The sequence below is a fragment of the Paenibacillus zanthoxyli JH29 genome (genome assembly GCF_000520715.1).
In the GTDB taxonomy this organism is placed as follows: Bacteria; Bacillota; Bacilli; order Paenibacillales; family Paenibacillaceae; genus Paenibacillus_AQ; species Paenibacillus_AQ zanthoxyli.
Window position 1 is genome coordinate 1 of sequence record NZ_ASSD01000170.1, and the last position, 13,382, is coordinate 13,382.

Consider the following 13,382-nt stretch of genomic DNA (forward strand, 5'->3'; position numbering starts at 1 on the left):
GCCCCGGCGCGACCGCTCTTCTTCCCAAAAGGCCGGGAATTGGTCCCCAAGGTCCACGCCCCGGATATTGGCTTTCCAGTGGCGGAAGCTGCGTCGCCCGCCGTTCCATTCCGCAAGCTCCCGCCTGTAAGGATGCCATGGACCGGCTCCTTCCTGCACAAGCTCCACACCGTCGGGGTTTGCCATCGGGACGGCCCATACCGTCCAGTTGTAGAACCAGTCTTCCGGGCTATGACCGTTCCATTTCCGGCCTTTCTCATAAGCTTCGGCATACTGCTCCAGAAAGGTAAGAAGACAGGGCGAGGTCAGCCACTCATTGGCATGCAGCGCCGCATTCACATGCAGTCTGCGGCGTCCGCTGCCGATCCGCAGCAAATGCAGCGGTTTCCCAAGGACACTGAAGCCTATCGTATCTGCCGAGATAAAAGGATATTTATTGGTCAGAAGGCCGATATCCGCCGCAAGTTCCGAAGGCCCGTACTCGCCGCGCAGGCGGACAACCGCCGCCGGCTCGGACACCGGGATCACCAAGGTTTTTCCAGGCGGGCAGAACCCGTCCGGAGATATACCGGGATTAAGCTGTTCCAGCCCTTCCAGGCTGACGCCGTACAGTGCCGCCACCTCCCTTATGCGTTCCCCTCCCTGCGCAATATATCGCCTGCGCTGGACGGAAGGCAGGAACAGCACCTGTCCCGGAAAAAGGTACGGTTGTTCGGCCGCCCAGGGATTCCCCTGTATTACATGCCCTGGAGTAAGTCCGTGCGCGGCGGCTATCCGTCTCACGGTATCTCCCTTGCGGACAATATATTGAAGCATACCTCTCATCCTCTCCGCTGCGTTTCCTACTGTAGCTGTGAAGACTTTGTTCAAATATAAGAAAGTATAACCTTCGCACTCCGTCCCTAAAATGGACGGCAAAGCCATTTCTTCTTGATTGTATGCGAATCCTCTTGTCCTACATGCGCAAAGAACGGCCGGGCTTGCGCCGCCCGGCCGTTATGAATCCGAATATGATTTTGACATCGAATGAAAGAGTTGTCCCTGGTTACATTCAGACGTCCGCAGGTTCAAGCGATGACACCTGCCAGACCACCGGTGTGCGTCTGATTTGCTCTCCAAGCCAGTCCATGGCAATCTTCTGGAATATACCTGCGTCGCCGCTGCAGAAGAACTGATGCACCGGACTGTCGTCTCCACTCGCCAGCTTTCCCTTGTCGTACAAAATGGTGCTGATCTCGCGCGCTGTCTCGTCCGCGGAACTGATCAGCTTGACTCCGGGCCCCATTGCCCGGCCGATCGGCTCTACGAGAAACGGGTAATGCGTACACCCGAGGATCAGGGTATCAATCGGTTCATGCTTGATCCCGTTCAGCGAATCACGCACCGCAAGGTCGCATTCCTCCGAACGGAACATCCCCTGTTCGACCAGCGGGACAAGCGCCGGACAGGCCTGGCTGACAACCTCAACATATGGGGACAGCTGCTTCAGCGCTGCCGTGTAAGCTCCGCTGCCGATCGTTCCCACGGTGCCGATTACGCCTACCCGACCGGTCTTTGTCGCGCTGATGGCGGCGCGGGCGCCGGGATGAATGACGCCGATGACCGGAATGTCCACTTTCGCCGATATATAATCGAGGGCGGCAGCAGTCGCCGTGTTGCAAGCGATCACGATCATTTTAGGATTGAAATGAATAAGATAATCGACAATTTGCTCGGTAAAAAGTTTGACTTCCTCGGACGAACGGGGTCCGTACGGGGCGCGGGCAGTGTCTCCGAAATAAATGATTTTCTCTCTCGGCAGCTGCCTCATTACTTCCTTGGCAACCGTCAAACCTCCTACGCCCGAGTCTAGTATAGCGATAGCTTGCTGCACGAACACACGCTTCCTTCATCTTGTTTTAAATAGCTTATGTAAGGCGGAAGCAAAGTGTACCGGGCTTCCTGTCCCAATTGCAGATGATACTCCAATTATCTCCCCAGTACAAGGGGTGAAATTCCCCCAACTCCTCCTCCGCCTTAATCCTGGACTGCGCAGCTTCTTGCCCATAACCCGCCAGGAATTTTCCATAGATCACGAAAAAGATAAATGCCCTTGAACGGAACGCCTTTTCGCAACAAGCGAAGCGGGGGCCGTTCAAGGGCATACCGTACAGCTGTAGAAGCAATAGATTACAGGCTTTGTCAAGCATCGCGATCTGACCGGGGACCGCCGGCTAAACGGCTGCCGGCGTGACAGCCGTCACGCCTTTTCCCCTGCGTCATCTGCGGCTGATGAGCTAATTTCATCCCCAGAGCTGGAGCTGGCGGCTGCCGGTTCAATATCCTGGGCAGAAATAACCGTGGCTTCATCCTCTGCCTTAGTGAACGGTTTGCTCCAGTCCGTTACCTCTTGAATCACCTGCTCCACCGAGTCTCTGGCTTTGCTGTACCATTCCACGGTCTTGTCTGAGGCCTGATGAACAAGCTCCTGCGCTTTATCCACTGTTGCCGCAGCGCCGTCCGAGATATCCTTGCGCAGCTCTTTTCCCGATTTGGGCGCCAGCAGCAGAGCGGTCACCGAACCGACGGCGCCCCCGGCAACGATTCCCCACAGCAAGCTTTTCGTGTTCTTCTTCATCTTTCATCTCTCCTTTACGGGCGAATGCCTAGATCCTGCTTATATCATAAGCAGAGAGAGGCCGTCCCGTGACTGATGAGGAAGTTTTTTGCTATCTGGTGATTGCCATTTCTTACAAAAGGTGCTTCGGTTTAATCGAATATCTGCAGCACTGCCCGCCCTCGGCCATGCAGTCACCGCGCGAAACTCTCGCATTCAGCAATTCCTCGAACAGATTGTTCTCGCACTCGCAGGCCCTGCGGTACTGGATGGCAACCTGGCGGATGGGGCAGTTGTACTCCCGGAGCACGAAAGATCCGTCCTCTTCCCGGTCCCATTCCGCCATGTAGCCGCCGGAATTCTGGATGGCGGACAGTTCCGCCACTCTCTCTTCGAGATTTCTCCGCTCCATCATGGGGCTGTACTGCGCGAGCAGCCTGCGCCTCCGGCCCTCGAACAAGACATTCACGGCCTCGGTCCCGCTAGTGTGCTCCAATTCGCGAAGCAGCTCCAGCGTAAGGTTGTGATAATTTTTGGGAAAATAGTCTTCGGCTCTTTCCGTCAGCGAATACATATGCATGGGCCGGCCCATCGCCTGCCGCACAATCTTGTTTCTGGCCAGGCCTTCCCGCTCAAGCTGCAGAACATGGCGTCTTACTCCCATTTCCGTAATGCCGAGTTCCTCGGCCAGTGCTCCGATAGTCAACGGTCCTCTCATTTTTAGAAGCGTCATAATGATGTGTCTGGTCGAACCGTTCTCCTGCCCTCTCTTCATCTCGGTCCCCCCCTTCTGCTTACAGATTTCACAGGCGCAGCAGATCTTAGCTCACCGGCAGGGCGGTGCCCAGTTCCTGATTCAGATAGCTTCTGACTTCGGCGGCAAAGCGGGTCAGCAGCTCCGGAAGGACGGCCGCCAGCGGATGCAGCCGTTCCCGCTCCCAGGCGTAATATTCCTGTACAAGAGAGCCCCGCATCGACACCAGCTCGATAAGCCGGTCATACATCTCTTTATCGCGAAATACCGACTCCTCATAAATGACGGTGACGATATCCTCGTAGCTGCCGGCATCACGCATAATAAAACCGTCAATGAGGCAGCTGCCGACATCGGTGACGATCTCGATCGAGAGATGAAGGCAGCGTTCCTGCACCAGCCCCCAAATCTTTCCCCCGTCCCAGGAAGCCGCCGCCATTCGCAGCCCGTCCGCAATATCGGGAATTTGCCCTAAAATGTGTTCAATTTGTTCGCGGTTTACATAGTACATTTCAGGCACTCCTTTCCTATTTGCGGCGTCTGCCGCGGCGCTTCAGCCAAAAAAGCATAATAAAGCAGGCCGCAAAAAATACCACTAGATAGGTTAACGCTTCCATCGGGTATTCCAGCTCACGCATTCCAGTCACCGCTTTCCGTCATCAGATAGCCGTGCTTATGGCGGATAAATACCTTTTATAGCTCGTAATCCACAGCGAAGGAAAGCTCTTTAACCTCACTAATATGAGCGATAACTTCCTTGTGCGCGGGATGTACCTGGTAAGCGTCGAGATCTTCGAGATTGGCAAAAGCTGCGGTTAACACGATATCGAATGAACGCTCGGTGCGTAGAATGTCGGCCCCGATTTCAAGCGAGATCAGCTGAGGGATTTTCCCTTCCATGTTGCGAAGCACGGCGACGGTCTTGGCCACGCTTTCCTCCGAACCATCCTTCAGTTTAAAAAATATAACATGCTTTATCATTTCTTTTCGCTCCCCGTTATTTGGATTGTAATGTGTTTAAAAGGTTAATAAAAATATATCATAACCCCCCGTTTTCCGAAAGGAAGCTGCGACCGGCAGGGGATGTGTAAGGAATATCCATTGCCTTGAAACGGACAAGTATTGTAGTATATTTTCAAAAAGAAACGGCTGCACCGTCCCGCTTAAAGACGGAAGCGTTTCTCGTTGAAATATTTGGTCAAGGATAAGCGTAAAGCTTATTCTTTCTTATACTTCAAGAAATCGGAGGTAGTATGCCTACAAATCAGTCAGAGCCTTATAAAATTCAGGCGTGGTCTCGGGTTAACCGCAAATATCTGGGAAAGGGCGTCCGGATTAAGCGATTCCGCCGTCCTCAGAGAAGCCAGATCCGCAACCGCGTGCTGCTAGCCGTGCTGATGTCCCGCGATATCAAGCTGTCCAAGTTCGCGGAAGAGCTTTCCGTATCCTCAAGGAGCGTTAGCGCCTGGGTGTATGAAAGCCGCATTCCGTCCAGGACGAATATTGAAAAAGCCTGCCGCTATCTCGGTTATCCCCAGCATGTCTTGTTTAATGAAGCGCTGCTTCGGCAGAGCCCGATTCTGTGCCAGCCTGCTCCTTCCAGGTACATGAAGCGGAGCAAGGTGTATCCCCGCCGCAGCGACATTCTGACCGGACTGTGCATGGTGCATGATCTTTCCGTCACCGACACCGGTCATTGGATTGGGGTCCACCCCGGCACCTTTCGCAAATGGCTGCACAATAGCCAGCTCCCATCTCCTTCCCTGCAGGAAAAGGCGGAAGCGTTCTTCCGGATACCCCGGGCCATTTTGTTCGCCGATTGCGTCCCCGAGGGCAATAACCATTAGTGCTGCCCGCCTTGTCAGGGAATCGCAGGGATCTTCTGCGGCGATTCCCCTAGCCTTTTTTCATGGCGGCGATTGTTCTCAAAATATACTCATGCTGCCCCTCGCCCGGCCCGCCAAGCATTTCCTTCAAGGCGCCGGTATTCAATATTTCCATTCCTGAGAAATGCGCCTTTAGATCGTCCTCGCTGAAAAAGTGGGCGAACTTCCCCTCTTTATAACGGTAGGTTCCCGGTTCAAGCCGCTCTCCGCGGCCGTTACTCAGATCTTCGTCGGAGAAGCAGGTAAAATAGACGAGGCCCCCGGGCTGCAGCCGCTTCAAGCAGGCGGTCACCAGCCTTCGGCGGTCCGGCTCCAGGAACAAATGCAGCACATCATAACAGTATACCGCGTCATAGCATTCGCCCTGCCCCGGGTCATCCAGCGCGGAGCCGCAAGTGATCCGGCTGTCCGGGTCCCACCTCTCCGCTATCTTCACGGCGGCCTCGCTTAATTCCGCCCCTTCCACCTCGAATGTTTGTGAGAAAACCTTCGTATTGCGGCCATACCCGGCCCCGGGCACGAATACCGTCCGGACACCGTGGGACAGGAACAAATCCTTCGCCATATAGGCGGTCGGACTCGGCTCCGTTCCCCAAATCATGCCTTCCTTCCCAAATCGTTGGTTCCAATATTGTTCGTGGCTTTGCATGCTGTCCCCCATTCGTTTTTTTACTCTTCATAACTATTCGCTCCAATATATTCCAAATCCTTCCTTATCGCAAAAAAAACATGCTCATACCGAAATATGCAGAAAAGGCCGGTCTCCACCTTCCGGTAAGAGAGTCGGCCTCGAAGCCCTTCCATATTTTAATTTGGCGCCAGGTTGCGGCTTGGTTGCGCCGCGCCGGGATCGGACCTTTCAGCGAGGTGCAAGTTAATTACCGGCAGGCATTAACTCCTCCTCGGACGGCCAAGGGAGCGGATTGTTGAATTTGCTCCAGTCCTGCTTCATCTCCTCATCGGTCAACAGACAGCGATCCAGCCTCGCTTCGATGTCGGCGCGGTCCATATCCATTCCGATGAACACGATCTCCGTCATCCGGTCGCCCCACTGCTCGTCCCATTTCTCCTTGATCTCCGGCTCGCTTTCCAATACCTCAAGCTGCTGCTGCTTTGGCAGCGATGCCAGCCAGTAACCTTCAGGTCCGAACTGGATAGAAGGTCCCGCTTGGCTCAGCGAAGCGGCAATGTCGCCGCGCGTACCCATCCAGGCGAAGCCCTTGGCTCGCACCACCTCAACCGGCCAATCGTTGAAAAAGAAACTCAGCCGCTCGGGATGAAGTGGTCTTCTGCGGCGGTACACAAAAGAAGAAATGCCGTACTCCTCCGTCTCCGGCGCATGACTGTCCTTGTTCAGCTCGGCGATCCATCCCGAGGACAGGCTCGTTCTTTCAAAATCAAATAGACCGGTATTCAGGATTTCCTTCGGATCGACGGCGCCATTAACCGTCCGGATGATCTTGGCCTCCGGCTGAAGCTTGCGAAGAACCGCTTCCAGCTTGCTTAATTCCTCTTCCGCCACCAGATCGCATTTGTTCAGCAGCAGCACGTTGCAGGTCTCAATCTGGTCGATCAGCAGATCGACAATATCCCGGAAATCGCTCTCGTCCGTTCCTTGATTGCGGTCAAGCAGGCTGTCGCCCGAGCCAAAGTCATGCCAGAAACGGTTCGCGTCTACAACGGTTACCATGGTGTCGAGGCGGGCCAGCTCCGTCAGATCGACATCCAGATCGGGACTCGCATACGTGAATGTCTGCGCGACCGGAACCGGCTCGCTGATCCCCGAGGATTCGATCAGGATATAGTCGAACCGGTCCTCCTGCGCAAGCTTCTTCACCTCTAGCAGCAGATCGTCGCGCAGCGTGCAGCAGATACAGCCGTTGGACATTTCCACCAGCTTCTCTTCGGTCCGGGACAGCGTATTCCCCGACTTGACCAGATTGGCATCCACATTCACTTCGCTCATGTCATTGACGATAACGGCCACCTTCAGGCCGTCCCGATTGTGCAAAATATGATTCAGCAGCGTCGTCTTGCCTGAACCGAGATAACCGCTAAGCACGGTAACAGGTATTTTTTTCATGGACTAAGATTTCACTCCTTATTCTCATTCGTCCGATTAGCGCGGCGTTTATCAGGTTTCACGGCGCAATTAATCGTAATATTTACGATTAAATCATTTATGTTCACTTATGTCAACTATGACGCGGCAAAAAATGCCGATGCTTCTATTTGGACAGATGCAAGAAAATCGGTCTTTATATGGGGCCGGACACGTATAGATGGAACTAAGAATATAGCAATCTTTACGGAGAATCGGAGAATCGGAGGAGTGGGAATGAGAATACCGGTAATTATCTTAAGCGGATTTCTGGGAAGCGGCAAAACAACCCTGCTGCTGTCCCTGCTAAAAGAGAGCTATGCGCGCGGCCTTCAGCCGGGCGTCCTGATGAACGAGCTTGGCAAGCAGGATGTGGACGGGTACATCTTGGAGGAGCAGACCGGCGCTGCGGTGGAGAAGCTGCTGGACGGCTGCGTATGCTGCAGCAGAAGAGAAGAACTCGGAGACAGTCTGGAGCTGCTGATCAAGCGGCGTCCCGACGTAATATTCATAGAGCTTACCGGCGTAGCCGATCCCGATGAGATTGCCCGGTCTCTTCATGAGCCGTACTGGGCAACCCGTCTGTCAGTGCATACTGTGGTGACGCTGGTTGATGCTGAAAATATGCTTGACTATAACAGCCGGCTGTCCTCGGACAAACAGCTTGTGCACACGCTCCGCAGCCAACTGGCTTCAGCGAATCTCATTATTGTGAACAAAAGCGATCTCGTAACCCCGGAAATTCTGACCAAGATTGAAAAAGCAATCCGCAAACGGAACCCCGATGCGGAGATTGAATTCACGGTCTACAGCCGGATTCCGTTGCACTCCCTGCTGGCCGGAATTGTCCCGAAAGAGGCGAAACCGCTGCCCAAGCGGGCGCCGCTGGGCTTCCAGGGAAGCCCGCTCCGGAAGGCGGCAGCCGGGCGTAGTGAAGCTGTACCGGACAACGCGCCCGGGGAACACGCTGCCTCGTTCTCGCAGGTTGGGGCGGTAACGCTGGCTTTTCCGCAAGGCAAGACGCTGCCAAAGGCGGTGCTTGAAGCGTTTTTCCGGGAATGGCCGGACAGGCTGCTGCGCGCCAAAGGACATGTACAGCTTCCCGGCGGAAAGCCGGTGCAGCTGGTTCAGCATGCCGGCTCACGGACGACATGGGAAGATTCCCGGTATCCCGGTTCACCTTACCTCGTATTCATCGGCACGAATCTCAACGGGGAACAGTTGGCTGAGCGCTGGTCCGCCCTGTTCCGCTGACAGAAAGGGGAAGCCGCATGACCTCTTTTTCGCCGCTCAAAATGCTGCCGCTGCTCCTGCCCGCGGCTTTTCTGATCATCCCCATCGTTCTGTTGATTCCGAAGCACCGCGAGCTGATGGACAGTCCTTATCTCTATACGTTCAAGACAGGCTTTATCGGCATTCTGCTGGAGGCTCTTCCTTTTGTTCTGGCCGGTGCGCTGCTGTCCTCGGTGATCGGCGTCTTCGTCGCCGATGAGACCATTACCCGCTGGGTTCCGCGGCAGGCGCTTCCGGCGCTGCTGTTCGCCTGTCTTCTGGGCGTCATCTTCCCCATCTGCGAATGCGGAATGATTCCGCTCGTCCGGCGGCTGCTCCGCAAGGGGATGCCGCTGCACGTTGGGATTGCGTTCATCCTCGCAGGCCCCATTCTCAATCCGATCGTCTTCAGCGCCACACTGACCGCCTTCCGCAGTCACCCCAGCCTGGCTTACGCCCGGATGGGCCTTGCCTTCGCCGTTTCGCTTATCATTGGGCTTATCGTTTACGCCACCGTCAAGCGCTCTCCGCTCCGTCTCTCCATGCAGCGCGGCGATGAAGAACTGCACCATGAAGCCTTGAATGGAGGCAAGCTCGCGGCCGTGTTCACGCATGCTGCGGATGATTTTTTTGAAATGGGAAAATATTTGATACTCGGCTGTCTGCTCACTTCCCTCATCCAGACCTTCGTCGTTCAGAGCAGCCTGGCTTCCATCGGCGGCAGACCGCTTGGCTCCTATCTCTTTATGATGGGCTTCGCCTTCATCCTGTCACTCTGTTCCACCTCCGACGCCTTCGTGGCCTCGTCATTTGCACATTCATTCCCTTCCGGGTCGCTGCTGGCCTTTATGGTGCTCGGCCCGATGCTCGACTTCAAGAATGCGATGATGCTGATGTCGCTGTTCAAGACAAGGTTTGCGCTCTACTTGTTCTTTCTGATTGCCTCCACTGTCTTCACCGGCGCGATTCTGCTGTCCGGATGGCTGTGATCTTCACGCTACCGACGCCAGTTTTGCTGCGATGCCGTTCAAGTTGGCCTATGCTACGCAAAACTTTTAGGAGGAGATGTATGATGTATAGTACCGTCAGCGTCAAACGCCATTACTTATTCCGGGCGGCCGTTCTGCTGGCCTTCGCCGTCTACATCGAACACCTGGCGCAGTATGATGCGCTCCACTATTATGTCACGCCAAAGCTCGCGGTCTGGGTCAGGCTTTGCCCGGTTCCGCTCTCATTCATGGCGCTAAGTCTGGCTGTCCAGGCCCTGTTCGGCAGATCAAGCGCCATCTGCGGCTGCGGCCACCAGCTTCCGCGTTCACGGTCCGGCAGCGCCGCGATGTACAGCGTCTTTCTGCTTCCCCTGCTGCTCGGATTCGCTCTGCCGGACCGCGCGCTCGGGAGCGCCGCTGCAGCCCACAAAGGTATGTCGTTAAACTATTCATCACTCGTTCCTAAGGAATCCGCCCGGTTTCAGACGAGTGATCCATTCGCCGCGGAGTTCGCCGCCTTAGCTAAAAAGCTGTACAGCCAGCCGGTCATTCCCGTATTTCCGCAAATCTTTTCGGAAACCTTGGGAACGCTCGATAGGTTCAAGCATGATTTCGAGGGAAAAGAGGCCTCGGTCAGCGGCTTTTTGTACCGTGAGAATACCGGCTCCATGGGCGGCCGCTTCGCGGTAAGCCGCTTTCTTGTGCAGTGCTGCACTGCCGATGCAACGCCGATCGGTATTCTGGTAAATGCCAAGCAGCAAAAAAGCCTGCCCGCGGATACCTGGATCAAGGTACGGGGCAAGCTTCAAGTTATTGTTTACAAGGGCAAGGAAACACTGCAAATCGATGCCGAATCCGTTACGCCGATAGAGGAATCTTCCACTCCGTACGTGTATACCAGCCCAGATGCCGTAGAGGAATGGGACCAACTGCTCCGTTCGGTGAAATAGCTTGCATTCCGGCCAATTTATCTATATCAATCGCTCTCGCTCACCATTGTTTTGCCGGTTAACGCACTCACTGGTCCCCACTGCTTCAGCACCCTGTCCAGATCATCGCCTTGGATCGGCTTGGAAATAAAGTCCTGCATTCCCGCCTTGATGCACATCTCCCTGTCTTCTTTTCTGGCGAAAGCCGTTACGGCAATAATGATCGGATGAGGGCCGTGCTTTTCCCTAATCAGAGCGGCCGCTTCAAGGCCGTCCATTAACGGCATCTGGATATCCATGAGGATAAGATCATAGTCTTTTGAGTTAGCGGCCCTCACAGCCTGTTCCCCGTCCTCCGCGACATCCGGAGAATATCCCCTTTCTGCAAGAAGGTCTTCATCAAATACCGGTTGACCGGATGATCTTCCGCAATCAGGATGGATAAATGACCGTACCGGCCTTCGTCAGATGATTCCGATCCATGCGGCTCACCCGTCTCCTCCTCCGCCTCCTCTTCGGAGGGGGCCGCTCCGCCCGGAATTAGGGCCTCCACCGTAAAGTAGAACGAAGAACCCTCGCCTTCCCGGCTGTCCACGCCGATCGTTCCTCCGAGAAGCTCGGCCAGCTTCTTGCTGATCGCAAGCCCAAGGCCCGTTCCGCCGTATTTCCGGTTAATGGATGGATGAAGCTGCGTAAAGGACTGGAACAGCTGTCCCTGTCTGTCCTCGGGAATGCCAATACCGGTATCTTTTACCGTGAACAGCACGATGATCCGGGAAGGATTCCGGACCGCGCCCAGCTTCACTTCAATGTCAATGCTGCCGCTATTCGTGAATTTAACGGCATTGCCCACCAGATTCACAAGAATCTGCCGCAGTCTGGCCTCGTCGGTAATCAGCGTTTCCGGAAGCTCCGGATCCATATCGTAGCTGAGATTCAGCCTTTTATCCGCCACCTTTGGATAGAACAAATCGCTTACGCCCTGCAGGACACCTCGCAAGTCTACCTCTTTAAGCTCCAGCGTCATCATGCCCGCTTCGATTTTGCTGAAATCAAGCACCTCGTTCAGAATATGCAGCAGCGATTCGCCGCTCTGGCTGATGATCTCGGCATAACCGCGCTGTTCCTCGTCCAGCTCCGTATCCTTGAGCAGATCCGTCATACCGATAATCCCATTCATCGGTGTGCGCAGCTCATGGCTAATAATCGCCAGAAACTCCGATTTGGCGCGGTCCGCCTGCTCGGCTGATTCTTTGGCCCGCCGGATCTCCTTCTCTTCCGTAATGTCGCGGAATACGACAACGGTTCCCTTTCTTATCCCCTTGTCATACAGCGGAGACATACGGTAATTGACCAAGAAGCTTGAGCCGTCCTGCCGCCAGAAGACGCCTTCCCGCTCGTCGTGCATTCCGCTCTCCGAGAACATCCGAAGCAGGCTCATTTGCTCGCCCGCATATTCGCCGCTCAGCCGCATCAGTTGAATCGGGTCATCCTGGCTGCGGCCCGTCCACTCCCCTGGCCCGTATCCGAGCAGATCGGCTGCCGCCGGATTAATGAACATCGTCCGGCCTTCCATGTCGATGCCGAAAATCCCCTCGGATACCGAGTTCAGGATCAGCGCATGCTCGTAGCTCAGCTTTTCAATTTGATTGAGATGGCGCTTATGTTCCGTAATGTCGCTTGTAATGCTGAACACGCCTACCACATCGCCATCCACCAGTATGGGTACGAAAATCATGCTGGCCTCCACGATGTGACCGTCCCGGTGTACGATTCGGCTCTCAAAAGTCTGGGCAATGCCTCCTGCGGAGCGCCGGAAACGTTCACTCACATAGTCCAGTTCATCCGAATCAATCACTTCGGTGAAATGGGACATCAGGAGATCGGAGCGGGCATAGCCGGTCATATATTCCATACTGGAATTCACGGACAGGGTCCGGCCGAGCAAATCCATGACGCTGATGGCGGACGGGTTATACTCGAACAGGGATTTGTACCGAGTCTGGCTCTCCTCCAGCTTCATTTCATACTGTTTGCGGTTACGGGCATCCCGCGAGACCGCGATAATCTCATAGTTCTGCTTATCTTCGGAATACACGTGGCGGATCGTTGTCTCCGTCCACATATAGGTTCCGTCTTTACACAGAAAGCGGAACAGAATCGGAAGATTCTCCTTGCCCCTCATGCAGTCCTTCAGATAATTCTTTACCATACCCAAATCATCGGGATGGATATAATCAAGCGCCCGGGTGCCGGTCATCTCTTCCGGAGTATAGCCGTACATCGGCAGGCAGATCGACGAGGCGTACAGATAAGTGGCAAATCCGTCGACCGCGTTTCGCGAGATGAAGTCCAGCGAATTCTCGGAGATCAGGCGATAGTTCCGCTCGCTCTCCCGCAGCTTCTCTTCGGCCTGCTTACGATTGGTGATGTCTGTCATTTCGACAACCAGACAGTGAGGCTCGCCTTCCGGTTGCTCCCGAATCAATATCAGATGAAGTTGTGCCCACAGCAGCCCGCCGTCTTTTCGGGTGAACCGCTTTTCTTTATAGCATTCCTCGCCGGGCTGGGCCAGCATAAATGGAAGAATGGAGGAGGGGTCGGAGGCGCAATTCTCATCCGGCATCATAAGCTCGCCGTAACGAAGTCCCCTCAGTTCTTGCTCAGTATAGCCGAACATTCGGCAGAGAACCGGATTGCAGCGCGTCATCATCCCATCCTGCAGAGAAATCATAGCGATTCCGCTGGATGAACGAAGATAGACCTGCTCAAATATTAAATCGGACACAAGGGAGCCCTCCTCAGCAAGCATGTGACAATTTATCTAAAAAGCCGAGAAGACTCCTTCCTCTATA

Annotated in this window: 14 protein-coding genes; 4 read left to right on the plus strand and 10 right to left on the minus strand. The window is 54.7% G+C overall.

Going from position 1 to position 13,382, the window contains the following annotated elements; all coding sequences use genetic code 11:
* The 6 genes from L691_RS0106640 to L691_RS0106675 all read right to left on the minus strand — a co-directional run.
* The coding region (locus tag L691_RS0106640; protein ID WP_025689551.1) for a M14 family zinc carboxypeptidase at window positions 1-816 on the minus strand (816 nt) is incomplete at its 3' end.
* A gap of 235 nt (window positions 817-1,051) precedes the next feature.
* Window positions 1,052-1,873, minus strand: a complete 822-nt coding sequence (gene racE / locus L691_RS0106645; RefSeq protein WP_025689532.1) for a glutamate racemase — start codon at window positions 1,871-1,873, stop codon at window positions 1,052-1,054.
* A gap of 366 nt (window positions 1,874-2,239) precedes the next feature.
* The gene (locus tag L691_RS0106655) at window positions 2,240-2,617 is read right to left on the minus strand and encodes a YtxH domain-containing protein (protein WP_025689534.1); all 378 of its coding nucleotides are present in this window, start codon (window positions 2,615-2,617) and stop codon (window positions 2,240-2,242) included.
* Window positions 2,618-2,729: 112 nt separating this feature from the next.
* A complete protein-coding gene (locus tag L691_RS0106660) occupies window positions 2,730-3,371 on the minus strand; it encodes a helix-turn-helix transcriptional regulator (RefSeq protein ID WP_025689535.1) in 642 nt (213 codons plus the stop codon).
* Between the two features lie 46 nt (window positions 3,372-3,417).
* The gene (locus L691_RS0106665; RefSeq protein ID WP_025689536.1) at window positions 3,418-3,861 is read right to left on the minus strand and encodes a DUF86 domain-containing protein; all 444 of its coding nucleotides are present in this window, start codon (window positions 3,859-3,861) and stop codon (window positions 3,418-3,420) included.
* A gap of 182 nt (window positions 3,862-4,043) precedes the next feature.
* Window positions 4,044-4,331, minus strand: coding sequence for a Dabb family protein (locus L691_RS0106675; RefSeq protein ID WP_025689538.1), 288 nt, complete (start codon window positions 4,329-4,331; stop codon window positions 4,044-4,046).
* A gap of 272 nt (window positions 4,332-4,603) precedes the next feature.
* Here L691_RS0106675 and L691_RS0106680 point away from each other — a divergent pair, with 272 nt between their 5' ends.
* Window positions 4,604-5,197 (plus strand): helix-turn-helix domain-containing protein, encoded by a 594-nt coding sequence (locus L691_RS0106680; RefSeq protein ID WP_025689541.1) that lies wholly within the window; start codon window positions 4,604-4,606, stop codon window positions 5,195-5,197.
* Window positions 5,198-5,246: 49 nt separating this feature from the next.
* On the opposite strand, the gene L691_RS0106685 is transcribed toward L691_RS0106680, so the two are convergent.
* Both L691_RS0106685 and L691_RS0106690 read right to left on the minus strand, forming a co-directional pair.
* Entirely contained in the window at window positions 5,247-5,885 is a 639-nt protein-coding gene (locus L691_RS0106685) for a class I SAM-dependent methyltransferase (RefSeq protein WP_036735763.1), read from the minus strand.
* Between the two features lie 225 nt (window positions 5,886-6,110).
* Window positions 6,111-7,319, minus strand: coding sequence for a GTP-binding protein (locus L691_RS0106690; protein WP_025689543.1), 1,209 nt, complete (start codon window positions 7,317-7,319; stop codon window positions 6,111-6,113).
* A gap of 255 nt (window positions 7,320-7,574) precedes the next feature.
* Between L691_RS0106690 and L691_RS0106695 the strand changes: the two genes are divergently transcribed.
* The 3 genes from L691_RS0106695 (at window position 7,575) to L691_RS0106705 (ending at window position 10,548) form a co-directional block, all read left to right on the plus strand.
* Complete coding sequence (locus tag L691_RS0106695; RefSeq protein WP_025689546.1) at window positions 7,575-8,591, plus strand: CobW family GTP-binding protein; 1,017 nt, start codon at window positions 7,575-7,577, stop codon at window positions 8,589-8,591.
* Window positions 8,592-8,608: 17 nt separating this feature from the next.
* Entirely contained in the window at window positions 8,609-9,598 is a 990-nt protein-coding gene (locus tag L691_RS0106700) for a permease (RefSeq protein WP_025689548.1), read from the plus strand.
* Between the two features lie 80 nt (window positions 9,599-9,678).
* On the plus strand, window positions 9,679-10,548 hold the full coding sequence (locus L691_RS0106705) for a TIGR03943 family putative permease subunit (protein ID WP_198022992.1): 870 nt from the start codon (window positions 9,679-9,681) through the stop codon (window positions 10,546-10,548).
* Window positions 10,549-10,574: 26 nt separating this feature from the next.
* Here L691_RS0106705 and L691_RS30585 read toward each other — a convergent pair whose 3' ends face one another.
* Together L691_RS30585 and L691_RS28105 are read right to left on the minus strand one after the other, a co-directional pair.
* Window positions 10,575-10,865 (minus strand): response regulator, encoded by a 291-nt coding sequence (locus tag L691_RS30585; RefSeq protein WP_051459319.1) that lies wholly within the window; start codon window positions 10,863-10,865, stop codon window positions 10,575-10,577.
* Window positions 10,862-13,315 (minus strand): PAS domain-containing hybrid sensor histidine kinase/response regulator, encoded by a 2,454-nt coding sequence (locus tag L691_RS28105; protein WP_051459320.1) that lies wholly within the window; start codon window positions 13,313-13,315, stop codon window positions 10,862-10,864. The genes L691_RS30585 and L691_RS28105 overlap by 4 nt, the downstream gene beginning before the upstream one ends.
* Window positions 13,316-13,382: the final 67 nt, after the last annotated feature.